At 36.6% G+C, this 22,669-nt stretch carries 24 protein-coding genes; 12 read left to right on the plus strand and 12 right to left on the minus strand.

Annotated elements, in window-relative coordinates; all coding sequences use genetic code 11:
• Positions 1-86 precede the first annotated feature (86 nt).
• The 3 genes from ACG94X_RS04470 to ACG94X_RS04480 all read right to left on the minus strand — a co-directional run bounded on the left by ACG94X_RS04470 (position 87) and on the right by ACG94X_RS04480 (position 2,730).
• A complete protein-coding gene (locus ACG94X_RS04470) occupies positions 87-1,250 on the minus strand; it encodes a JmjC domain-containing protein (protein WP_419382532.1) in 1,164 nt (387 codons plus the stop codon).
• A gap of 473 nt (positions 1,251-1,723) precedes the next feature.
• Positions 1,724-2,347, minus strand: coding sequence for a Maf family protein (locus tag ACG94X_RS04475; RefSeq protein ID WP_419382533.1), 624 nt, complete (start codon positions 2,345-2,347; stop codon positions 1,724-1,726).
• On the minus strand, positions 2,347-2,730 hold the full coding sequence (locus tag ACG94X_RS04480; protein WP_419382581.1) for a DUF2237 family protein: 384 nt from the start codon (positions 2,728-2,730) through the stop codon (positions 2,347-2,349). The genes ACG94X_RS04475 and ACG94X_RS04480 overlap by 1 nt, the downstream gene beginning before the upstream one ends.
• Before the next feature lie 137 nt (positions 2,731-2,867).
• Here ACG94X_RS04480 and ACG94X_RS04485 point away from each other — a divergent pair, with 137 nt between their 5' ends.
• The 5 genes from ACG94X_RS04485 (at position 2,868) to ACG94X_RS04505 (ending at position 7,236) form a co-directional block, all read left to right on the plus strand.
• Positions 2,868-4,058, plus strand: a complete 1,191-nt coding sequence (locus ACG94X_RS04485) for a phosphoglycerate kinase (RefSeq protein ID WP_419382534.1) — start codon at positions 2,868-2,870, stop codon at positions 4,056-4,058.
• 170 nt (positions 4,059-4,228) lie between these two features.
• A complete protein-coding gene (locus ACG94X_RS04490) occupies positions 4,229-4,486 on the plus strand; it encodes a hypothetical protein (RefSeq protein ID WP_419382535.1) in 258 nt (85 codons plus the stop codon).
• A 129-nt stretch (positions 4,487-4,615) separates the two neighbouring features.
• On the plus strand, positions 4,616-5,653 hold the full coding sequence (fba, locus tag ACG94X_RS04495) for a class II fructose-bisphosphate aldolase (protein ID WP_419382536.1): 1,038 nt from the start codon (positions 4,616-4,618) through the stop codon (positions 5,651-5,653).
• Between the two features lie 89 nt (positions 5,654-5,742).
• Positions 5,743-6,603: an EamA family transporter gene (locus ACG94X_RS04500; protein ID WP_419382537.1), complete on the plus strand. Its 861-nt coding sequence runs from the start codon at positions 5,743-5,745 to the stop codon at positions 6,601-6,603.
• Positions 6,604-6,624: 21 nt separating this feature from the next.
• The gene (locus ACG94X_RS04505; protein ID WP_419382538.1) at positions 6,625-7,236 is read left to right on the plus strand and encodes a GNAT family N-acetyltransferase; all 612 of its coding nucleotides are present in this window, start codon (positions 6,625-6,627) and stop codon (positions 7,234-7,236) included.
• Between the two features lie 9 nt (positions 7,237-7,245).
• On the opposite strand, the gene ACG94X_RS04510 is transcribed toward ACG94X_RS04505, so the two are convergent.
• Positions 7,246-7,896, minus strand: coding sequence for an A1S_1983 family putative colistin resistance protein (locus ACG94X_RS04510; protein WP_419382539.1), 651 nt, complete (start codon positions 7,894-7,896; stop codon positions 7,246-7,248).
• Between the two features lie 101 nt (positions 7,897-7,997).
• Between ACG94X_RS04510 and ispF the strand changes: the two genes are divergently transcribed.
• A complete protein-coding gene (gene ispF, locus ACG94X_RS04515) occupies positions 7,998-8,489 on the plus strand; it encodes a 2-C-methyl-D-erythritol 2,4-cyclodiphosphate synthase (RefSeq protein WP_419382540.1) in 492 nt (163 codons plus the stop codon).
• Positions 8,490-8,573: 84 nt separating this feature from the next.
• Here ispF and ACG94X_RS04520 read toward each other — a convergent pair whose 3' ends face one another.
• The 5 genes from ACG94X_RS04520 to ACG94X_RS04540 form a co-directional block, all read right to left on the minus strand.
• Positions 8,574-9,098: a protein tyrosine phosphatase family protein gene (locus ACG94X_RS04520; RefSeq protein WP_419382541.1), complete on the minus strand. Its 525-nt coding sequence runs from the start codon at positions 9,096-9,098 to the stop codon at positions 8,574-8,576.
• 80 nt (positions 9,099-9,178) lie between these two features.
• Positions 9,179-10,270 (minus strand): 3-deoxy-7-phosphoheptulonate synthase, encoded by a 1,092-nt coding sequence (locus tag ACG94X_RS04525; protein WP_419382542.1) that lies wholly within the window; start codon positions 10,268-10,270, stop codon positions 9,179-9,181.
• A 141-nt stretch (positions 10,271-10,411) separates the two neighbouring features.
• The gene (locus tag ACG94X_RS04530; protein ID WP_419382543.1) at positions 10,412-11,290 is read right to left on the minus strand and encodes a sulfite exporter TauE/SafE family protein; all 879 of its coding nucleotides are present in this window, start codon (positions 11,288-11,290) and stop codon (positions 10,412-10,414) included.
• Positions 11,291-11,514: 224 nt separating this feature from the next.
• A complete protein-coding gene (locus ACG94X_RS04535) occupies positions 11,515-11,802 on the minus strand; it encodes a hypothetical protein (protein ID WP_419382544.1) in 288 nt (95 codons plus the stop codon).
• Entirely contained in the window at positions 11,799-13,373 is a 1,575-nt protein-coding gene (locus ACG94X_RS04540; protein WP_419382545.1) for a PepSY-associated TM helix domain-containing protein, read from the minus strand. Before ACG94X_RS04540 ends, ACG94X_RS04535 begins: the two co-directional genes overlap by 4 nt.
• Positions 13,374-13,987: 614 nt before the next feature.
• Here ACG94X_RS04540 and lpxB point away from each other — a divergent pair.
• From lpxB to ACG94X_RS04555, 3 genes are all read left to right on the plus strand, one after another.
• Positions 13,988-15,160 (plus strand): lipid-A-disaccharide synthase, encoded by a 1,173-nt coding sequence (lpxB, locus tag ACG94X_RS04545; protein ID WP_419382546.1) that lies wholly within the window; start codon positions 13,988-13,990, stop codon positions 15,158-15,160.
• A gap of 47 nt (positions 15,161-15,207) precedes the next feature.
• Positions 15,208-15,363, plus strand: a complete 156-nt coding sequence (locus ACG94X_RS04550) for a hypothetical protein (RefSeq protein WP_419382547.1) — start codon at positions 15,208-15,210, stop codon at positions 15,361-15,363.
• Between the two features lie 201 nt (positions 15,364-15,564).
• Positions 15,565-15,705: a hypothetical protein gene (locus ACG94X_RS04555; protein WP_419382548.1), complete on the plus strand. Its 141-nt coding sequence runs from the start codon at positions 15,565-15,567 to the stop codon at positions 15,703-15,705.
• A 64-nt stretch (positions 15,706-15,769) separates the two neighbouring features.
• On the opposite strand, the gene ACG94X_RS04560 is transcribed toward ACG94X_RS04555, so the two are convergent.
• Positions 15,770-16,642: a DUF2797 domain-containing protein gene (locus tag ACG94X_RS04560; protein ID WP_419382549.1), complete on the minus strand. Its 873-nt coding sequence runs from the start codon at positions 16,640-16,642 to the stop codon at positions 15,770-15,772.
• Positions 16,643-16,674: 32 nt separating this feature from the next.
• On the opposite strand from ACG94X_RS04560, the gene ACG94X_RS04565 reads away from it, so the two are divergent.
• Together ACG94X_RS04565 and ACG94X_RS04570 are read left to right on the plus strand one after the other, a co-directional pair.
• On the plus strand, positions 16,675-17,145 hold the full coding sequence (locus ACG94X_RS04565; protein ID WP_419382550.1) for a DUF6231 family protein: 471 nt from the start codon (positions 16,675-16,677) through the stop codon (positions 17,143-17,145).
• Positions 17,146-17,297: 152 nt separating this feature from the next.
• On the plus strand, positions 17,298-17,894 hold the full coding sequence (locus tag ACG94X_RS04570) for a YidB family protein (RefSeq protein ID WP_419382551.1): 597 nt from the start codon (positions 17,298-17,300) through the stop codon (positions 17,892-17,894).
• A 438-nt stretch (positions 17,895-18,332) separates the two neighbouring features.
• Here the strand turns inward: ACG94X_RS04570 and glnG are convergent, their stop codons facing one another.
• Together glnG and glnL are read right to left on the minus strand one after the other, a co-directional pair.
• Positions 18,333-19,817: a nitrogen regulation protein NR(I) gene (gene glnG, locus ACG94X_RS04575; protein WP_419382552.1), complete on the minus strand. Its 1,485-nt coding sequence runs from the start codon at positions 19,815-19,817 to the stop codon at positions 18,333-18,335.
• Positions 19,807-20,913 (minus strand): nitrogen regulation protein NR(II), encoded by a 1,107-nt coding sequence (glnL, locus tag ACG94X_RS04580; RefSeq protein ID WP_419382553.1) that lies wholly within the window; start codon positions 20,911-20,913, stop codon positions 19,807-19,809. The genes glnG and glnL overlap by 11 nt, the downstream gene beginning before the upstream one ends.
• 360 nt (positions 20,914-21,273) lie before the next feature.
• On the opposite strand from glnL, the gene rimO reads away from it, so the two are divergent.
• On the plus strand, positions 21,274-22,617 hold the full coding sequence (gene rimO, locus ACG94X_RS04585; protein WP_419382554.1) for a 30S ribosomal protein S12 methylthiotransferase RimO: 1,344 nt from the start codon (positions 21,274-21,276) through the stop codon (positions 22,615-22,617).
• Positions 22,618-22,669 lie beyond the last annotated feature (52 nt).

A 22,669-nucleotide genomic window follows, 5' to 3' on the forward strand; every position in this document is an offset into this window, starting at 1 on the left:
AGGGCTAATGAAAGACTTTTATTCATAAAAAATAAAACCTGAGCATGTCAGGTTTTATTTTCAAAGCTATGGAGGTTTTTTAACGCTTATTCTTCAGTTGGAACAAGCATCAAAATAGATTCATTTAATAGCATTACTAAATCTTCTAAAATTTCTTCATCTGCCAAATCTAAATTCAATTCTACTGTTTGACCATCTGCAATTTGCTTTAAAAATGGAGTAAATGCTTCTGAAATACAGATGCCTTCACCATTCGCCCAAAACAAAATTTGCTCGTCTTGGTCAGAATAGAGTAGGCGTGAAGCTGGTTCTAATTGAATGTGATAGCCTTGATCTAGAACTTCTTCTAAATCTCCAGTCCCCATCTCTTCTGCTTCAGGTATATTTTCAGGATATTTAGATTCTGACATTAAGCTCATAATGGCATCGTCTAAAACAATAGAATTTTGCAATTGAGTCATGATTTCAGCTTTTAAATAAGCCAATTCATTTTCAGTCACTTCACCTGCACGAGAGACTTGGTCACGTATAATATCGACTAAAGGATTTTTTAGAGTTTGATTTTCAGAAAATTTATCACAAACTCGATCCATCATGTCAGGCACATTAGGCATGCGAAAACCGAATGAATAAGTCAGACAGTCATCTTCTGCTACGCCGTAATGCGCTAGACCAGGTGGGACATAGAGTAAATCACCCGGTGCAAGCACTTCATCAAAATTTACATCTATTTCAGATAATATTTTTAATGGTTGACCTGCAATAATTTCAGAATCTTCATCACACATTTGACCTAACTGCCAACGACGATGCCCATGACCTTGTACTAAAAATACATCATAAAAGTCAAAATGTTTCCCTACAGAACCACCGTTAGGCGCATATGACACCATAATGTCATCACGACGCCATTGCGGAATGAATGGGAATTTCCCCCAAAGTTCTGCTAAATCAAACGAATAGTGATCTACGGCTTGAACCAATAATGTCCAAAGCTTTGGTAATTTTTGGAAATCACCTTTAATCAATGGTGCATTTTTTACTGTCCATTGGTTTGGATCTTTGTCTTTTTGTTTAATGAGACGGGCAGTGGTATTTTCATCTAGTGCAAGCTCCATTACATCAGCTGGTACAAGAAGATCTATGATTTCAGGAATCGCATTACGTACTAATAATGGTTTTTTTTGCCAGTATTCTGAGAGAAATTGTTCTGCGGTAATTCCGCCTAAGACATCTAAAGGTTGGGACATGAAAATAGCCTAAGTAAATTTGAATCAATAATGAAGCTATTGTCTTATGAGATGATGCATGGTGCAAGTTGTAGTTTAATTTTAATTTATTCCAAAGGTAGTCTTAATAGGATGAATCACCAGAAGTTAATGGAGTGAAAATGAGGTTGGTTTACTTTATGGTGAGTTTATTTGGAACGCTGAATTCTTTATTCTTATAAATGTGTATGTACCATTTATGGCTATACATAAAGCATCTACATAGTATTCATCAATATATTAAAAATTTGGTGGTGTCTTAAAAGTATACTGAGTCGTAGGTCAGATATCGTTCGGTGTTAAATTTGTCATCAATTTTTCTCGAACTTTTCCGCCTGTTATTAGTGACTTAATTAAGATAGTATTTAGTTTAGAGAATTATCCTAATTGCCTATTCAGTATCATGAAGGTATTTTATGAATAATATTTAGAAGCAATTAGGCTTAGAAGTTTTATTAAGGCAACGAAATTCCCAATTTCCTCAAAATTCCACACAATTCAATCATTGGCATACCCATTAACGTCGTTTGATCTTGCCCAATCATTTGTTCAAACAAACTGATTCCTAGACTTTCACATTTAAAACTGCCTGCACAATGTAAAGGTTGATCGATTTCAATATAGCGCTGAATTTCTTCAAGTGTTAAGTCTCTAAATTTAACATGATAATGTTCAACCAACGTCTGCTCAAAACCTGAAGCTAAATGTTGTACACTCAAGGCTGTACTAAAAAAGACATTTTTTCCTGAATTGGCTTGTAGTTGTTGAATAGCATTTTCTATAGTTAATGGTTTTCCAATAAAGTTTTGTGGAGTATGTTCACGCCATGCAACTTGGTCTGAACCAATCACAATTGCATGAGGATGTTCTTGAGCAATCATCTGTGCTTTTTCGAAAGCTAGGCGTTTGGCAAGATGATCGGCATGGCTTTCATTGCGAGGGGATTCATCAATATCTGGGCTAATACAGCGATAATCCAGTCTTAATCGATTCATTAAATCTTGTCGGGTCTGGCTCGATGAAGCCAAAATAATTTCTGTTTTATCGTCCAAGAGAAAATTACTTGTATGATCATTCATTAAACAGTGTATTCCATTAAAATATCTAAGGGAACATAAGACAAGACCGCTTGGTGACAAGCTTGAAGTTTAACATTGGGTGCCATACCATCTTGGTAAGCTTCTACCCAACGTGTAACACATAAACACCAAAAATCACCAGGTTGTACTCCCGGGAAGCCATGTTCAGGCAATGGCGTAATAAGGTCATTGCCTACTTTTTGCGAATAATTTAGAAATTCTGAAGACATTTCTGCACAAACAGTATGTTGACCTAAATCTGTGGTCGCGGTATGACAAAAACCATTTCGGAAATAACCTGTGATAGGCGAAAAGCAACAACTTGCTAAAGGCTCACCTAACACATTTAAACCATTGATTTTAGGATCTGGATGAAAAGACATAAGCATATAAAATTGAAAGTTTGAACTATAATAATCAAAAATAATCAAATCTCAACTTTTCTACAAAAGTATCTAACCTTTTTTTGCGTAATCATTTAGAATCTACGCGATTTTTAATATCTATAAAGTGAGCAAACATGAATTTTCAGCGTATGACTGACCTCGATTTAGCCGGTAAACGTGTCCTTATTCGTGAAGATTTAAACGTTCCAGTTAAAAACGGTGTTATTACAAGTGATGCACGCTTACGTGCTGCATTACCAACCATTAAAGCTGCTGTTGAAAAAGGTGCAGCTGTGATGGTGTATTCTCACCTTGGTCGTCCAGTTGAAGGTGAGCCAAAACAAGAACAATCATTGGCTCCAGTGGCTGCATATTTGACTGAGGCTTTGGGTCAAGACGTTCAATTATTGACTGACTACTTAGACGGTATTGAAGTTGCAGCAGGGCAAGTGGTTTTACTTGAGAACTGTCGTTTCAATGTCGGTGAAAAGAAAAATAACCCTGAACTTGCAGCAAAATATGCAGCGCTTTGCGATGTATTCGTTATGGATGCTTTCGGTACTGCACATCGTGCAGAAGCTTCAACTGAGGGTGTGGCACGTTTAGCGAAAGTTGCAGCAGCAGGTCCATTACTTGCAGCTGAGCTAGATGCCTTAGGTCGTGCATTGCAAACACCTGAAAAACCAATGGTTGCGATTGTTGCAGGTTCAAAAGTATCGACGAAGCTTGATGTTCTAACATCACTTTCTGATATTTGTGATCAGTTAATCGTAGGTGGTGGTATCGCCAATACATTCTTGGCTGCTGCAGGCTTTAATGTCGGTAAATCATTGTGTGAACATGATTTAATTGATACTGCTAAAGCGATTGCAGCAAAAGTATCTGTTCCACTTCCTACAGACGTTGTTGTAGCTGATGCAGCTGAGATTGATTTTTCAGATTTCTTAGGTTCTTTAGCTGCTGCAAAAGCAGTGGTGAAAAAAGTTGAAGATGTGACAGACAACGACATGATTTTAGATGTTGGTCCTGAAACTGCAAAAGCATTTGCTGCAATCTTAAAAACATCTAAAACAATTCTTTGGAATGGCCCTGTAGGTGTATTTGAAGTTGATCAATTTGGCGAAGGAACTAAAACTTTGTCTTTAGCCATTGCTGAATCAGCAGGTTTTTCTATTGCAGGTGGCGGTGATACTTTAGCTGCAATTGATAAATACGAAGTTGCGGATAAAATTGGTTATATCTCTACAGGTGGTGGTGCATTCCTTGAATTTGTAGAAGGTAAAACACTGCCTGCAGTTGCTGTTTTACTTGAACGTGCAAAATAAGCAAAAATTGCGCATCTGCGACTGTTAAAATCGTAAAAAGATGACAGAAATATGAATGGGTTGGCTACGGTCAGCCCTTTTTTGATGGACGATTCACAAAAAAGTAATAAAAATGAAATATATCTGTAATAAGCTAATGGACAATAAATAACTCATTTTTGGAAAATGTGATGAAAATTAAATTTGTACTCGCAGCACTTATCATTGCTCCTTTGGCTTTAACTGCATGTTCAAAACAGGATAAAGCACCTGCATCTGAACAACTTTCAAGTTCAGAAAGTGTGGCTACAGAACAACAAGCTGCAATTGATGCGCTTGACCAACCTATTTTGGATGAAAAAAATACAGATATTCCAGCTGAAAAAGCCAATGCTCCAGCTGATGCAGCAACTCCAGCAACTGATGCAGATGCAACAAAAGCTCAATAAATATATTGAATGCTATATTTTGTTTAAATGTCTCTGCAAATGCAGGGATTTTTTTTGAAATACTACATATTGTTGCTGAATTGAAATAATTCCCCATGTAGAATATGGGGCATTACCTGGGAGGAAATTATGGCTCTTATATCATTGCGCCAGCTCTTGGATCATGCCGGTGAACACAATTACGGCGTTCCAGCGTTTAACGTAAACAATTTAGAACAAATGCGCGCAATCATGTTAGCCGCAGACGAAACGAATTCACCAGTTATTGTGCAAGCTTCGGCGGGTGCACGTAAATACGCAGGTGCACCTTTTCTTCGTCATTTAATTTTAGCTGCGATTGAAGAATGGCCGCACATTCCAGTGGTTATGCACCAAGATCATGGTACAGACCCAGATGTATGTCAGCGTTCAATTCAATTGGGCTTTTCATCTGTAATGATGGATGGTTCTTTGGCTGCAGATGGTAAAACACCAACTTCTTATGACTATAATGTAGACGTAACACGTCGTACTGTTGCTCTTGCACATGCGTGTGGCGTATCGGTTGAAGGTGAAATCGGTTGCTTGGGTAGCCTTGAAACAGGTATGGCTGGTGAAGAAGATGGTGTAGGTGCAGAAGGTATTCTAGACCATTCTCAGCTTTTAACCTCTGTTGAAGAAGCAACTCAATTTGTTGCAGATACCAATGTAGATGCTTTAGCAATTGCAGTTGGTACTTCTCACGGCGCTTACAAGTTTACACGTCCACCTACAGGTGATATTTTGGCAATTGACCGCATTAAAGAAATTCATGCGGCGCTTCCAAATACTCACCTTGTTATGCATGGTTCAAGTTCGGTTCCACAGGAATGGCTTGCAATCATTAACCAATACGGCGGCGATATCAAAGAAACTTACGGTGTTCCTGTTGAGCAATTGGTTGAAGCGATCAAACATGGTGTTCGTAAAATTAACATCGATACAGATTTGCGTTTAGCTTCTACTGGTGCAATGCGCCGTATGATGGCAGAACAGCCAAGTGAATTTGATCCACGTAAATTCTTTGCGAAAACTGTAGATGCAATGAAGCAAATCTGTGTAGACCGTTATACACAATTTGGTACAGCAGGACATGCTGACAAGATTCGCCCAATTTCTTTAGAGAAAATGGTTGATCGTTATAAATAATTATTAAGGATTATTTATAATTGGAAGCCCACTTATTATGAGTGGGCTTTTTCATGATGAGATGATTCAGTTATATAGAAGATTATAAAATGGAACTTGTATTTGCAGCAGCGACATGCAGTGTCTTGGTGTCAATCCTATTAAAATATTGTAAAAACAAAGGTTTTGATGCTTTACAGATGATTGCAAGCAACTATGTTGTTGCAAGTATTTTGTGTTATTTATGGTTTGAACCCGATTTGGTACATGTCTCTATTTCAGCAACGCCGTGGTGGTTGATTGTTTTACTTGGAATTGCACTTCCGAGTATTTTTTTATGTCTTACTCAATCATTACAAACAGCAGGGATCTTAAAAACAGAAATTGCACAACGTTTATCTGTGGTTTTATCGCTTTTAGCCGCCTATTTCCTATTCCAAGAACAGTTTAGTCAGCTTAAAGTTTTGGGTGTTGTTTTAGGTATTGTGGCAGTCTTATGTATTTTGTCATCGCATAAAAATGGAGTTGATATTGCTGCATCACTAAATGCTCAGAAAGGCTCGATGTATTTATTTGCAGTGTGGGTCGGTTATGCATTGGTCGATATTTTATTGAAATACACCACTAATCTTGGCTTACAATTTGCTGTAAGTTTAAATTTAATGTTTATTTGTGCATTTATTTTGACTACGACCTATTTAATTATTCAAAAAACTGTATGGAATATTAAAAGTTTAACGGCAGGTCTTGCTTTAGGTTTACTTAATTTTGCCAATATTGCGTTGTATGTCAAAGCGCATATGTTATTAAAAGATTCACCCGCAGTGGTTTTTGCAGGAATGAATATTCTGGTTGTCTTGTTTGGTGTAATTGCAGGATTATTCCTGTTTAAAGAAAAACTGAATTTGATGACTGCGCTTGGCTTATTATTGGGTTTGGCTGGTGTAGTGTGCTTAGCTTTGGCAATTTAAAATAATATGTGAGTAATATTGATGATGGAAAATGTATTTTTACCAAAGGGCTTACAGCATATTGAGCTTAAGAAAAATAATATTCATCTAGTACCATTATCCTATGATCATGAACAGGGCTTAATCGAAGCCTGTAAAGATGGTGAACTTTGGAAATTGCGCATTACCTCGACACCGCATTATTCAGAAGTGCATCATTATATTGATAAAGCACTTCAACAAAAGGCGCAGGGCAATCGATATCCTTTTGTTGTTATAGAAAAAAATACGGGTAAAATTTTAGGTACAACCAGTTTTCACGATATTCTTTTGAATGTTAAACGCCTTGAAATTGGCTATACATGGTATGCACAATCCGTTCAACGGACGCATGTAAATACAACGTGCAAATTTCTTCTACTCGAATATGCATTTGAGCATTTGCAAGCCAATACTGTTGCGTTACGGACGGATCAATTTAATTTTAAAAGTCAAAAAGCAATTGAGCGTTTAGGTGCAAAAAAAGATGGTGTCATTCGTGGTGATCTATTGCGTAAAGATGGCACCATTCGAGATACCGTGATGTATAGCATCGTAAAAGGTGAGTGGGAAAATATAAAATCACATTTGCAATATTTATTATTATCCAATTGATTTTAATAATTAATCATACAAACGATAAACTCCAGTGAAACGTTCACAGCCTTTTTGTTGTGTGCTCATAGACAAAATTGCTTTTTGGAAATTCAGTTGATATTTACAATCGCGTTCATTGTCTAAAATTTCATTCTTTTTATCGGGTGTGGTGTACGCCAGTAAAGAAATGATTTGTTTTTCTTTACGATTATTGGGGTTGCGGTAGGCAATGCCTTCAATTTTAATCCGATCTTTTGTGAGTTGATGAATCTGTAAATGAATCGGTTGCTTTGCAATATCTCCATTTTCATATTTGATGAAATGTTGCGTTAAGCTTTGATTCATTGAGGTATAAAAATTCAAATCTTCTAGTCGTATATCAAACTGTTGTCTAAAGCATTCAGTTGATTTGCATTGATTCAAGTGATTGAACCATAATTTATTTGTATCATTAATCAAACGAATAGGTGCGTCTGTGACCAAATAAGCTGTGAGGTACTTTTCATTTAATTCCGTTCTTAATTGTTCAAATTTTTTCGAACATAACTTTTGTAAAGTTGACGAATTTTGTTGTTCACAATTGACTGGCGCTGCATAAACAGCAGATGTGCTGATGCAACTTAAAATGAGACCAGATAAGAACGTTTTAATTGGATTAATCTCTGTTTTCAACAGCATGATCGCTTATACTTTCATAATGTTTGCATACGTACTATAGCGAAATAGAAAGTACGAATACAAGATTTTTCAAACTTAAAAATTGCATAAAGGAGCTGAAAATGATCATACCGATTCGTATTGGGCAAGGAGTGGATGTACATGCATTTGAAGACGGTGATTTTGTGACTTTGGCAGGTGTGAAAATTCCGCATACACATGGTTTAAAAGCGCATTCTGACGGCGATGTAGTGTTACATGCACTATGTGATGCTTTGTTGGGCGCATTGGCGCTTGGGGATATTGGACAGCACTTCCCAGATACAGATGCAGCGTTTAAAGGTGCAGACAGCCGTAAATTGTTAAAGCATGTCTATCAACTGATCTTAGATCGTGGTTATGTTTTGAATAATGCTGATATTACAGTGGCTTGTGAGCGTCCTAAGTTGGCAAAACACAATTTGGAAATGCGTCAAAGTATTGCAGATGTTTTGAATGTAGATGTAACACAGGTAAGTGTTAAAGCGACGACCACTGAAAAATTAGGTTTTACAGGACGTCAAGAAGGAATTTTATCGACAGCGACAGTATTGGTTTCACATCTAGTCAAGTAATTAAAAATATTAAATGGAGGATGTTAATGAGCATCCTCATTTTAAATACGCTGTAACTTTTATCAAAAGTTTCTCTTGTTTCTATTAAGCAAAATGATCCACATGCATCAAGGAATGTTGTAAATCTAAAGTTGATTTACGACCTTGTAATTGTAGACTTACCGCATGAATCAAACCCGTCCAAGTTTCATTGGGTTCCCAAACCTTATGCAATTCTTCTTGAGCTGTCGGCATATCGATATCCAGAAAATACTGGCGATATAAATACATCAAACTACTGACACGCATATTCTCGGTACAATGTACCCACACCATTTTTTCTTGAACTAAATGTGCGATCAAATCAAGAATAAATAAACATTGATCATCCGCAGGTGTATCCCACAAAATTGGAATTTGAATGTAGTTCAAACTTAATTCAGCACAGATTTTATCTTCATTTTCGAGGTGCAGATCTGCATCTGTAAAAGCAAGATTGATGATGGTATCTACGCCATATTCTTTAATCTGTTTGAGCTGTTCAACTGTAGGTTGACCAGAGGTCAGTAGGTGCTCGTGGACAAACTGAAAGTTTGCGATTTCACTGAGTTTTTGTTCAAGTTCATTCATAGCATTCTTACAGATTACATCAAAATTTTACTAACATCATAAACAAAAACGCCATCTTTGTAGATGGCGTTTTCATAAAATTAACGATTTGGTAATATTTCTTTCAAAGCGGCATCCATTTCAAGGAGTGCTTTTTCAGTTGTTTCCCAATCGATACAACCATCGGTCACAGATTGACCATATTCTAAATCGCTCAGATTTTCTGGTATATCTTGACGTCCGCCTTTGATATGACTTTCAACCATCAAGCCTACGATTGATTTATTACCATCTAAAATTTGTTCAGTGATATTTTTCAACACCAAAGGTTGTAAGTACGGGTCTTTATTTGAATTTGCATGACTGGCATCAATCATGATTTTATTGCTTACTTTGGCTTTTGCTAAAGCATTTTCTGCTTCGGCAACAGAACCTGCATCATAGTTAGGTTTACCATTACCACCACGTAATACGACGTGTGCATAAGGATTACCATTGGTACGAATAACTGAAACTTGTCCTTCGTTATTTAAACCTAAGAAGCTATGACCATGTTTAACCGATTGCATCGCATTGGTTGCAACAGTTAAACCACCATCAGTACCATTTTTAAAACCGACAGGAGAAGAAAGACCTGAAGACATTTCGCGGTGTGTTTGGCTTTCGGTTGTACGTGCGCCAATCGCAGACCATGAAATTAAATCTTGGTAATATTGTGGTGAGTTAGGGTCAAGGGCTTCAGTCGCACAAGGCAAGCCCTTATCATTTAACTCAAGTAAAAGTTTACGACCTAAGCGTAGACCTTTCTCAATGTTAAATGAGTCATTCATATCTGGGTCATTGACCAAACCTTTCCAACCGACAGTTGTACGAGGTTTTTCAAAATAAACACGCATGATGATAAATAAGGTGTCTTTTACTTTTTCGCTTAAAACTTTTAAGCGATCTGCGTAATCATGCGCAGCAACAGGGTCGTGAATAGAACATGGACCAATCACAACAAAAAGACGTTTGTCATTGCCATTTAAAATATTACGTACAGTTTCACGACCGTGAAGTACGGTTTGATAAGATTTTTCATTCAGTGGTAATTCAGCTTTAAGTTCAGCTGGCGTTACAAGTGTTTGAATGCTTTGTACATTCACGTCATCAATATCTGATTGAGTAATAGGAGTAGACTGTTGTGTATTCATTGCCGTCACTGGGTATTAGATCATACAAAAGTATTTTTAGTAGCCTGAATATAACATGAATTGATTAAAGTTTTGTTATAAATAAATCATTAAAACTTTACGATCAATTCATAAATTTCAGTTATGAATTAAACCGATAAATTAACCTACATGTTGTTGATTGGTTTGAATAATCATAGCAGTTTGAGGCTTTTCTATAGGTTTGCTTTTCACTGGATTTACAATAAAGTTAATGCCGAGTGCAAATAATGTGATGCCTAGAATCTTACGAATTAATTTTTCAGGCATTTTAGAGCTGATAAGTGTACCAATAATAATCGCTGGAATAGAACCAACTAATAACCATCCTAGAAGATGAAAGTCGACATTTCCAGAAGTCATGTGGGCAAAACCTGCAACAGAGGTTAATAACACCGCATGTACGACATCTGAACCAATAATACGAATCATAGGTAAATTCGGGAACATGAGAATGAGAGCCATAATGCCGAAAGCACCTGCACCAACAGATGATAGGGTTACAAATACACCCAGTACAACGCCCATAATTACGACATGAATACGCTTACCTTCAATTGTAAAATTATTGGTTTCATGAAAATCGTGTTTACCTTCACGAAATTTTGCAAAGAACTTTTCAATTTGTGCACGGAACATAATTGAAAGACCTGTGATTGTTAGCATAAAACCTAAAACCATCGTCAATACAGTTTTATAGTGGCTAGATCCACTCAGGTAATTATCAAGAACCCAATGGGTAGCAAACGAAGCAGGTAAACTACCTAGCGCTAACCAGAGTACGATAGGCCAAACAATATTGAGTTTTTTTGCATGCACGAAAGAGCCACAAAATTTAGAAATAGCAGCATATAAAAGGTCTGTACCAATAGCAATATGGGGTTCAATACGAAATAGACTGATCAGAATAGGGGTCATTAAAGAACCACCACCAACACCAGTAATACCAACGCAGAAGCCAACAAGTACACCAGCTAAAATAAACTCTACAGGACCAAACATGCCTAAATTGCCAAATATCAAAAAACAGGCATATCTTATGACTTTTTAATATAAGTAGTTGTCTTGATTATTGATTTACTTATTCTAAAAAATGCTAAAGTCAGTTTAAAATAATGATTCTAAAGCGATGACATATATCTATCTGATAAATGTATAAATTAAAAATATATTGTAGTATTTAAAATCTATTAAAATTAAGCGCTTATAAAAAGTTAAAGTAAAATTTAGGTTTTAATTTTTGGCTTTAAATCATTGATTAATAGTATTAATCCAAAAATAATCGGTGTGCTGAATAGGCATAGAGCAACAATAGCAATACTATTTCCAAAAGCATGACTGAAACAGCTTAATGCAATCAAAATAAAAACAAGAGCGATATAACGGACGACTTTGATTTGTTTGGCAAAAATAGCCCAGCGTGATTTAAGCGTTTTCTGAATTTGTTTAGAGCTGACCAAATAAAGAGCATAACTTGCAATCAAAATGAGCGTAAACGCGATGACTAAAATCATTCTGTTAATTCCTGAGCTGATTTTATTTGTGCATTCTTTAGTATTTTTTGTTGAATTTTAGCTGTAGCTTTTTGTTTTATCGGTATAATTTTTTGATGTAAAAATATTCCGACAACGGCAAATAACATAATGATCAAATCTACGCGTAGGAAAGACCAATAGTCTGAAAAACTGTGAATATATTGTTTAGAAATTAGAATGTAAAGATTGAAAATTGGTAAGCATATCGCCAGTAAAATAAAAATTTTCAGTTGCGATTTCCAAAGATGGTGCTGAGATGTCGCTAAGGCAATCAAAAAACTGATCAACCAAGTGATAAAAAAGCTATAGATTTCATAATTAGGCTGATCAGCCTGAATGTGAATCAATCGATTAGCGTATAAATAGCAGAGCATGGCGATGGGTAAACCAATGATTGCCGCAATATTTAAGCGGTTGACCAAGTATTGCCCAAAATGAAAACGATTGCTTTTGTTCTGAATTTGGCGTTTTAAGCTCCATAATAATAATCCAGATGCAATCATAGCACAGCCTAAAATCCCAGAAAAAAACAAGGCGAGTCGCAATATCGGCTGTGCAAAATGTGCCATATGCAAGCCATAAACACCTGCATTTAAAGTTGCAATTACACTGTTATTACGTGTATCTCTCAGTAATTTTCCATCATGTGCATCGAAACTAAGTTGAGCTTGGTGACGTGTAATAGATGAATCCTTACTTTCAGTGATGACGAGTTTGGCTTGTAACGTATTAGGTTGTTTGATTGTAATGTTATCAATTTCAGAATTTCCCCATTGTTGTTGTGATTGTCTTAGGAAGTATTCAATAGGTAGCATTGTTGCTTGGGTGGCCGTTGGATCTTTTTCAGCATTTGAAATTATACGGATTTCTTCAAAATATTGATAAGGGTTATCTGGATAAAGCTTTTTCATTCCTGTTGGGAATATGATGTAAAAGAAAATTGCTAAACCTGTAAAGGTAATTGTGAGAAAGAAGGGTAAAGCCAAAACTGCGGTTACATTATGAAAATCTAAATATGAACGCTGCCCTTTAAATGCTCTTAATGTGAAAAAATCTGTAAATATTTTTTTATGGGTAATGACACCTGAAATCAATGTGATGAGCATGATTAGCGCTGCAATCGTTACAATCAATCTACCTATTGAAACAGGCATTCCATAGAGTTGATAATGGAAATTATAAAAAAAGTCACCACCTTTAGTAGCGGATAAATTTAACACTTCACCTGTATTGGCATCTAAAGTTTTACTTTCAAAATCGCCATCTGCTTTTTGCCAGTAAACTTTATTGACAGGCTCATGAGCGTTTGCAACACCTATATACCAACTTTTGGCATCGGCAGCATTTTCTTGTAAATAAGCAAAAGCCGTTGTTATTGCTGTTTCTTGTTTAATTTGAATACTCGCAAGTTGTGGTTGCATCCAAGTATTTAATTCATGACGGTAATAAGACACTGAGCCTGTGATAAAAATTGCAAGGAGTAACCAGCCAAACAGAAGCCCAACCCATGTGTGTAGCCAAGCCATAGATTGACGAACAGATTTAAACATGGCTAACCTACTAATTTTGAAAGTAAAAATAACATAGAAGATAACGAGATGATCATGGTTGAAAGCTTTTTAAGTGATTGAACACAAAAGCTAAAAATGACAAAGATAATGTAAAAAACCAGTGCGGAAAACGCAGCCAAATAAATTGACTCAGCTTTAGCAAAGTAAGGATAAAATAGATCTGTTAATAATAAAGACAATAAATAGCTACACAGATAGCCAAAACCAAAAGCAAGGATAAAGCGATACAAAACTGATAATGGATATTGAATTCTATGCATAACATAATCACTTTATTCTATGAAAGAACAGTTCAAACCTGGTTTTTTAAAACTATTTACTGACTTTAAATGATTCAAAATAAAACAGTTTAGGCATGTTGAACATTAAATATATTTAAATGATAATCATTATTGTTTATTTTATTGATTCTTCATGTATCTTGCAAGAATTTTAAATAGAAAATATGAAAGAAGAGAAACATGATTGTAAAGAATGTAATAAATTTTCATTAGAATGAGTATTTATCTCGTGATGAATTGCATTCGGAGCTTAGCCTTAACATCGAAGCATTATGCTATGATGCTTATACATTGCTGATCGGGAAGAATGTTTTGCAAAATCGAAAACTTAAAATAGGAATTGTCGTTGGAGAAGTGTCTGGAGATACTTTAGGCGCTAAACTCATTCGTAGTTTTCGTGAGCAAGGTATCGATGTGGAATTTGAGGGGATTGGTGGCCCTCAAATGATAGCTGAAGGATTTGTCAGTGATTATCCGATGGATATTTTATCGGTAATGGGGATTGTCGAAGTTCTCAAAGATATCAAAAAATTATTTGCAGTGCGTGATGGTTTAGTTGCTAAATGGACTGAAAAGCCCGTGGATGTTTTTATTGGTATTGATGCACCAGATTTTAATTTACGTCTTTCTAAAAGCTTAAAACAAAAAAATCTTCCAATTAAAACAGTGCAGTATGTTAGTCCGTCTGTGTGGGCGTGGCGTCAGGGGCGGGTGCACGGAATTAAAGCGAGTATTGATCTTGTATTGTGCTTATTTCCATTTGAAAAATCTTTTTTTAAGCGTTTTGATGTACCTTCGGCATTCGTTGGTCATCCTCTTGCCAGTCAGTTGTCATTACAAAATCCGATTTTAGATGCAAAACAAGAATTAGGTTTAGAAATTAGCCAAAAGCATATTGCACTTTTACCTGGTAGTCGCCGTGGCGAAATTGAGCGACTTGGACCTTTAGTGTTAGATGCAGCTCAAATTATTCATAAAAAACATCCCGAATATCAGTTCATTATTCCTGCGATTAATGATGCACGAAAACAGCAAATTGAAGATTTATTAAAGACATATCCGAAAGCATTAATAGAAAAAATTCATTTGCTTGAAAATAGTGATCATGAATCTAAAATTGGTCGTCAGGTGATGAATGCGGCCAATATTGTAGCATTGGCTTCAGGAACAGCAACATTGGAAGCATTGTTATTACATCGTCCAATGGTGACTTTTTATAAATTGAATTGGCTCACTTATATCATTGCGAAGTTATTGGTCAAAATTCCATATTACTCATTGCCCAATATTATTGCAGGTAAAAAGGTGATTCAAGAATTGATTCAATCTGATGCAACGCCAGAAAATTTAGCGACAGAAATTGAAAAGTTGATGAATCAGGAAACTGCACAGATTCAGGTGATGCAATTACTGACGATGCATAAGCAATTATTGGCAGATAATAGTGAAGATCCTGTGCAAGTGATTCTGGGTATTTTGGAATAATCGCTCTTTAATTTATTTTAGGTCGATGTTGTTGGGGAATAGTGAAAATGAATATCTCTATTCAAAAAGCGCAGTCAGGTGATATTCATAATATTGCAGAGATTCATCAACTCACTTTTATTCGTCAAAAAAAATTCGGATCAATGCATTACATTAACCTTTGCAGCCTATCCACGCTATATCTGTTATGTACTTCATTATAATGATCAAATTGTAGGTTATATTTTTTGGACGCAAAAATCTTGATTTCGTTCAGAAGTCATTTTTGGATTGGATTAAATCGCGATTCAGCCAGGCTTTCAAGGGAAAGGTTTGTGTAGAGGGCTTATTCAGGATTCTTTAAAGCTTTTACAAGCAAAATTAACAAATAATCAAAAACATTTTAGTCAATACGAGTCAAGATAATGCGGCAAAAAAAAATCTATGAAGATGTATTGGCTGCAAAAGAAGTCGCTGTGATTTCAGGTTTATTTCGGTCACCTGAGGTTTATTTAAAAGGTGATCGACACGATTTAAATTTTTTAGCTGAATCGTCTGAAATTTAAAAATACGCTGTGAATGATGCAAAAAAACCTCCAGTAATGGAGGTTCTTTTGCTCTGATTGGATATTATTCTGCGCGTATCTTTAATTCATAACCTGTATATTTGCGAATATTGATGACGCCTGTATCCATAATTAAATACTGACCTTTAATGCCTTGTAGCTTGCCACGAATAATTGGAGTTTTATCCAAATTGTGAGATTTAATTTTTTCAGGATATTCATCTACAGGATAAATAAATTCACGTGGCAATTCATTTTCTAATATTTCAACGGTCTCATTGAAATCCAAGCTCATACTAAATTCATCACGAATTAAATCAATTTGTGATTCAAACTCAATAAGTAATTCATCACGTGCTTGTAATAAATTCAAAGGTTCGGCTTCACCTTTGAGTAATTTTCGCCAATCGGTTTTATCTGCAACTTGCGTACCGAACATGACCTCAAGCTGACCAGATAAGCGACGTGAGCCAACTTTCATAATGGGTAAAGCTTGAGTTGCACCTTGGTCTAGCCAGCGCGTTGGCATTTGCCCTAAACGAGTGATTCCGACTTTTAAAGCACTAGAGTTGGCTAAATAGACAATATGGGGTTGGAAGCACACTTCTTGTGCAAAACTTTCTTCACGGCACGTTCCTAAATGGTAATGACACGTTTCAGGCTTCATAATACACATGTCACATGAAGCCTTCGTTTTCATGCATTTAAAACAATGACCTTGTGAATATGACTTCGGTGTTTTTGACCCGCAAGATACGCAGTAAATGTTTCCTGTTGCTTCAATTTCAATTTCTCGACCTAATATAAATGGTAGGTCAACTTGTGAGCGATCTAATATAAATTTATATTCAACATTTGCCTTGTGAGTTTGTTGATCAGTTACACTAAGGTCTTTAAGACCTGCATGCATTTTATGGCAAATGCCTTGTAGTTCCATGTTTAATTACTCACTCAAATAAAGGTGCAGTTATGGCTGAGCAAAATGTCATCACTTCTATGCTAGACGATTTATCGCAAGAACAGCCAATTCAAACTGCATTGTGTATTGGGCAAAATTTGGCACAATACAATACAAATCATTCAATTCAATGGTCTCATTTTAACTTATCTGAGTTTTTAAATCTGCCTTTTACACAGCGTTATGATTTAGGTTTTGTTTTATTGGATACAGATGAGCTTGCCGAAGCTTCTGATACCCAAAAGTCTCAACTTTTGGTTAAATTACGGGATTTGATGGCGAAACGTATTGTTGTGGCATGTAAATTAAGTGATGAACAATTATTGAGAGCATTGGGTTTCACGCAGTTGATTGATAAAACTTTGTATGATCAAGATTTTGCCTTATGGCAGTTTAATATTTTGACCTATAAACATGTGCCTGATTGGTTTAATTCGAAATTTTGGGCAAATCCAGAAAATTGGAATAAATTTCGTTGGTGAAATTTTTAAGCAAATAGATTCTTTAAAATAAAAAAGAAGTTTTAACTTATTGCAAAATTTAACAATTTCGATTTTGGTGAATAACATAAAGCAACGTATGCTGTAACGGTGTCTAATAACATGTGTCATAAAACTTAGAATAGGGAAAACTCATGACAGATTTAACAAATATTGTGCAAATTTTAGCGCAACAAGCACTTGGCGGACAACAACAATCACAAAGTGGCTTAGGTGGTATACTCGGTTCAGTATTGGGTGGTTTAGGTGGCGGTCAGCAACAACAATCACAAGGCGGACTTGGTGGGGTACTAGGCTCAGTACTTGGTGGATTAACAGGTGGTCAACAACAAGCACCGCAAGGTCAAGCTGGGGGTTTTAATGCATCCTCATTGTTGGTTGCAGTTGTACCTTTGGTTTTAGGTTGGATTCAGCAAAACGGTGGTTTACAGGGTGCTTTGGCTAAACTTCAAGGATCTGGTTTGGGTGATCAGGTTCAAAGTTGGGTAGATCCATCGCAAGGTAATGGTCAGGTGGATGTTCAACAAATTCAAAGTTTATTTGGTGGTTCGCAAGTTGAGCAGGTTGCACAACAGGCAAATGTGCCAACCAATGAAGTGTATGGTGCAATTTCAACTGTATTACCACAAATTATCGATTCATTGACCCCTCATGGTAATGACACCGATCAGAATGAAGCAAATGATGATATTCAAAATGTAATGAATATGGTTTCAGGATTTTTAAAATAATTTTGATTCGAATCAAAAGTAAGAAAGCCAGTTTAATTTTGACTGGCTTTTTTAATTTTAAAATGTGACATGGGGAGTTCATTTGCTTTTTTTTTTGTTATAAAATAATACATAAGATATTGAATGTAAATAAAAATAAAAGTGTTCTGGGGGTGGCTCTGGCTTTTCTATTTAATGGGTTTTTACAATGAAATTTTTTGCGAAAATAATTTTTAAGGCTTTAGACTAGCAAATTAACACTTAATTTGATTTACATTGAAGTTTGCTTTTGAAGGATGAGGAACAGGGTTTCGCAAGAGGTAGAGGATTTTTTGATAAATTCCCCTCATCTACTTGCACCATATATTCCCCATCCCTGAGCAATATATGGCGCAAGAGAAGGAACGACCATACAAGGTATAAAGCTCCAATCACCTTGTATGGTGGATAGGAAGTCGCTTATTCAGTCACTAAAGTCTTTTCTTCTTCCTCATCATCCTCTGTAGTGTCCATGCCTAACTCTTTGAGTTTGCGTGTTAATGTATTACGTCCCCAACCTAATAATTCAGCTGCATGGCGTTTGCGACCACGGGTTTGTTGGAGTGCAGCGGTAATTAACGTGCGTTCAAACATAGGTGTCGCAATATCCAAGATTTTCATCTCACCATTTTTAAGCTTTTGAATTGCCCATTGGTTTAATAACTCATCCCAATGATGCAAAACAATACGCTCTGAACCAGCTTGTGCGGGATTTTGATCATCTGCTTTATTTATTGGGATTTGTTTTAATTCCGCAGGTAAATCTTCAGGATATACCTCACGACCAGTGATCATAACTGTCAACCAACGACAGGTATTTTCTAATTGACGTACATTGCCAGGCCAAGGTAATTGTTTGATATATTCTTGCGTTTCATGGCGTAGGATTTTTGGGCTTACACCGAGTTCTTTGCCTGCACTGGCTAAGAAATGTTGCGCGAGCATTGGAATGTCTTCAGCACGGTGTGCAAGTTTTGGAATGTGAATACGAATTACGTTCAGACGGTGATACAAGTCTTCACGGAAACGGCCATCATTCACCAATTTTTCTAAATCTTGATGTGTTGCGGCGACAATACGTACATTTACTCGAACTGGAATATGACCGCCGACTCGGTAAAATTCACCATCAGCTAAAACGCGTAACAAACGTGTTTGTGTTTCAAAAGGCATATCGCCAATTTCGTCTAGGAATAACGTGCCGCCATTGGCTTGTTCAAAACGACCTTGGCGTTGCGTATTTGCACCTGTAAATGCACCTTTTTCATGACCAAATAATTCAGTTTCAATTAAATCTTTTGGAATGGCAGCCATGTTTAAAGCAATAAAAGGCTTACTGCTTCTTGGTGAATGGCGATGCAAAGCATGAGCGACTAATTCTTTACCCGTACCAGATTCACCATTAATTAAAACAGTGATATGTGATTGCGATAAACGCCCAATAGCACGGAATACTTCCTGCATCGCAGGGGATTCACCAATAATTTCAGTCGACTGAATCGGTGCAGCTTTTGCAGATTCTTGTTGTTGTAGCTTATTAATATGCAAAATTGCACGATTGACCAATGCAAGAGCTTCATCAATATCAAACGGTTTTGGTAAATATTCAAAAGCACCCGTTTGATAGCTTGATACTGCGGACTCTAGGTCTGAGTGTGCTGTCATAATAATGACGGGTAGATCAGGATGGCTGCCTTTAACTTTACCTAAAAATGTTAAGCCGTCAATTCCGGGCATGCGAATGTCGGTAAGAATGACGTCAGGTGCATTGGTTGCTAGTTGATCCAAAGCAGATTGAGCTTCTTCAAAACTAGTGACATCGAAACCTTCTTCTTTGAAAGTTTTTTCCAAGACCCAGCGCATTGCGCGATCATCGTCAATGACCCAAATTTTATTATGCGACATGGTTTGACTCCCAAGGTAAATATAAGCTAAATACTGTTTTTCCTGGAATGGATTGGCATTCAATCATTCCATTATGTTGGTGCATGATATTTTGTGCGATACTCAGCCCTAAGCCTGTACCTTTGGCGCGTCCTGTAACCAGTGGATAAAACAGCGATTCTAAAATGTCTTCAGGTACACCCGGACCGTTGTCTTCGATATCAATACGAATTGCGGATTTATTGAGTACGCTATTAATTGTGACAAGCCGTTGAATACGTGTACGTAAAATAAGTTCAGGTTGATGGTCGATAAAAAACTCACGATTCTCTGTCATCGCTTGCACAGCATTAACACTTACGTTGAGCATGACCTGAATAAGTTGGTCACGATCTGCCTTTATTTCAGGTAGAGACAAATCATAATCTCGGATGATTCTAATTTTCTTTTTGGTTTGATTAATCACTAGTGAGCGAACACGTTCAAGCGGTTCGTGAATATTGACAAACTCATAGCTCGGTAGTTGTCTTGAGCCAAGCATAGTATCGGCTAAATTTCTTAAACGATCTACTTCACTAATAATAATGTCGGTAAATTCTGCATATTGTGGGTCATTTAGACTACGTGCAAGAAGTTGGGTTGCGCCACGAATTCCCCCAAGTGGGTTTTTAATTTCATGTGCAACACCGCGTATAAGTTGACGTGTTACTTGGTGTTGCTGAATTAAATTTTCTTCTTTAGAAATTTTTAACATCCGATCGATTGCATTGATCTCAATCATTAACAATGGGTGATAGGGTTTACCTGTATTGATTTGTGAAACGCTATAATCCACATGCTTATCTTTAAAATTGACATTAATTGTCGCTTCACGGCGCGTATAAGCTTGCCCAATTTTTAAGGTATTGAGCAAGGCTTCATGTGTATTAAACTGGTCATTGGGTGCATGTAAAATATTCATAACGGGCTGACCAGAAGCACGAAGCAAACTAATATCAAACAGTGTTTCGCATGATGAGTTTAGATAGAAAATATTTAAATGGCTGTCGACCAAGAGAATGGCTGTCGTTAAATTATCAACAAGTAGTCTGTAGTCAATTATTGGGTGTTGATCCATTAGCAGAACGTTCCTGTCTTAAAATAGCGCAATGGCATCTGACCTCATTTTCTATTTTCTCTTTATTGAGATTGAATAGATATAAATCGTCCTGATATAAAGCAAAATACAAGCCAACTTCTACGATTTGCTCAGTTTTCTTACATGAATTATAAAAAATGTGCAGAAATTGCCCTTTATCAGAATCATGAAGGATATGAGCTTATTACGTTATCACAATAGTGTTCTAAAATGGTGCATTGATAAATTTCGATAAAAACTTTGTTATATTTTGGTGCATCTTGCAAAGAGTATCGTTTTCAACTGTTTTTATGGGCAGAAAAGACATACAATATGCGGATTATAGTGGAGCGCAGATTCATGAAGTCCCCCAAAGTCGGTTTTGTTTCTTTAGGTTGTCCTAAGGCATTGGTAGATTCCGAACGAATTTTAACTCAGTTAAAGACTGAAGGTTATGATGTCGCATCAGATTATGATGGTGCTGACTTAGTTGTTGTGAATACCTGTGGTTTTATTGAATCTGCAGTACAAGAATCTTTAGACGCAATTGGCGAAGCCATAAGCGCAAATGGTCGTGTGATTGTCACAGGTTGTTTGGGTAAAGATGAAGAAAAAATTCGTGCAATGCATCCAAGTGTCTTAAAAGTGACAGGTGCAGCAGCATATCAAGAAGTCATGGAAGCAGTACATCAGTACGTTCCAGAACCACCAAAGCATAATCCTTTTATCGATCTTGTCCCAGAGCAAGGTATTCGATTAACGCCAAAACATTATGCCTATTTAAAAATTTCAGAAGGCTGTAACCATCGTTGTACTTTCTGCATTATTCCAAGTATGCGTGGTGATTTAGTTTCTCGTCCTGTTGGCTCGGTACTGAGTGAAGCTCAAGCGCTGAAAAATGCGGGCGTAAAAGAAGTATTGGTGATTTCCCAAGATACTTCAGCTTATGGTTTGGATACCAAATATAAGTTGGATTTTTGGAATGGTCAGCCGGTAAAAACTAAATTCTACGATATGTGCGAAGCACTTGGTCAGTTGGGTATTTGGGTGCGTTTACATTATGTTTATCCGTATCCGCATGTGGATGCTGTGATTGACTTAATGGCGCAAGGTAAAATCCTCCCATATTTAGATATTCCTTTTCAACATGCCAGTCCGCGCATCTTAAAATTGATGAAGCGACCAGCTCATAGTGAAAATACACTTGAACGTGTGAAATTGTGGCGTGAAAAGTGTCCAGATTTGGTCATTCGTTCTACATTCGTTGTCGGTTTTCCTGGTGAAACTGAAGAAGATTTCCAAATACTATTGGATTGGTTGCAAGAAGCACAATTGGATCGTGTAGGTTGCTTTACCTATTCACCAGTTGAAGGTGCAACTGCAAACGATTTACCAGATCATGTGCCTGAAGAGATTAAACAAGAGCGTTATGAACGCTTTATGGAAGTCCAACAGGCAATTTCTGCTGCAAAATTGCAAAAACGTATTGGTCAAGTGATGACTGTGTTGGTGGATGATTTTGAAGAAGAGTTCCCGGTAGCCGTTGCTCGCTCTTATGCGGATGCACCTGAAATTGATGGTAATGTCTTTGTGGAAGACATTGATAAGTCATTGATTAAACAAGGTGATTTACTTGAAGTCGAAATTACTGATGCAGATGAATACGATTTATTTGCGAAGCTGATTAAAATTAAATCAGCTTAAAATGTGTATGTAGATTTAAATTTAATGCGAATAAAATTGTAGATATTAGTAT

This window comes from Acinetobacter psychrotolerans, from assembly GCF_048552595.1.
Taxonomy (GTDB): domain Bacteria; phylum Pseudomonadota; class Gammaproteobacteria; order Pseudomonadales; family Moraxellaceae; genus Acinetobacter.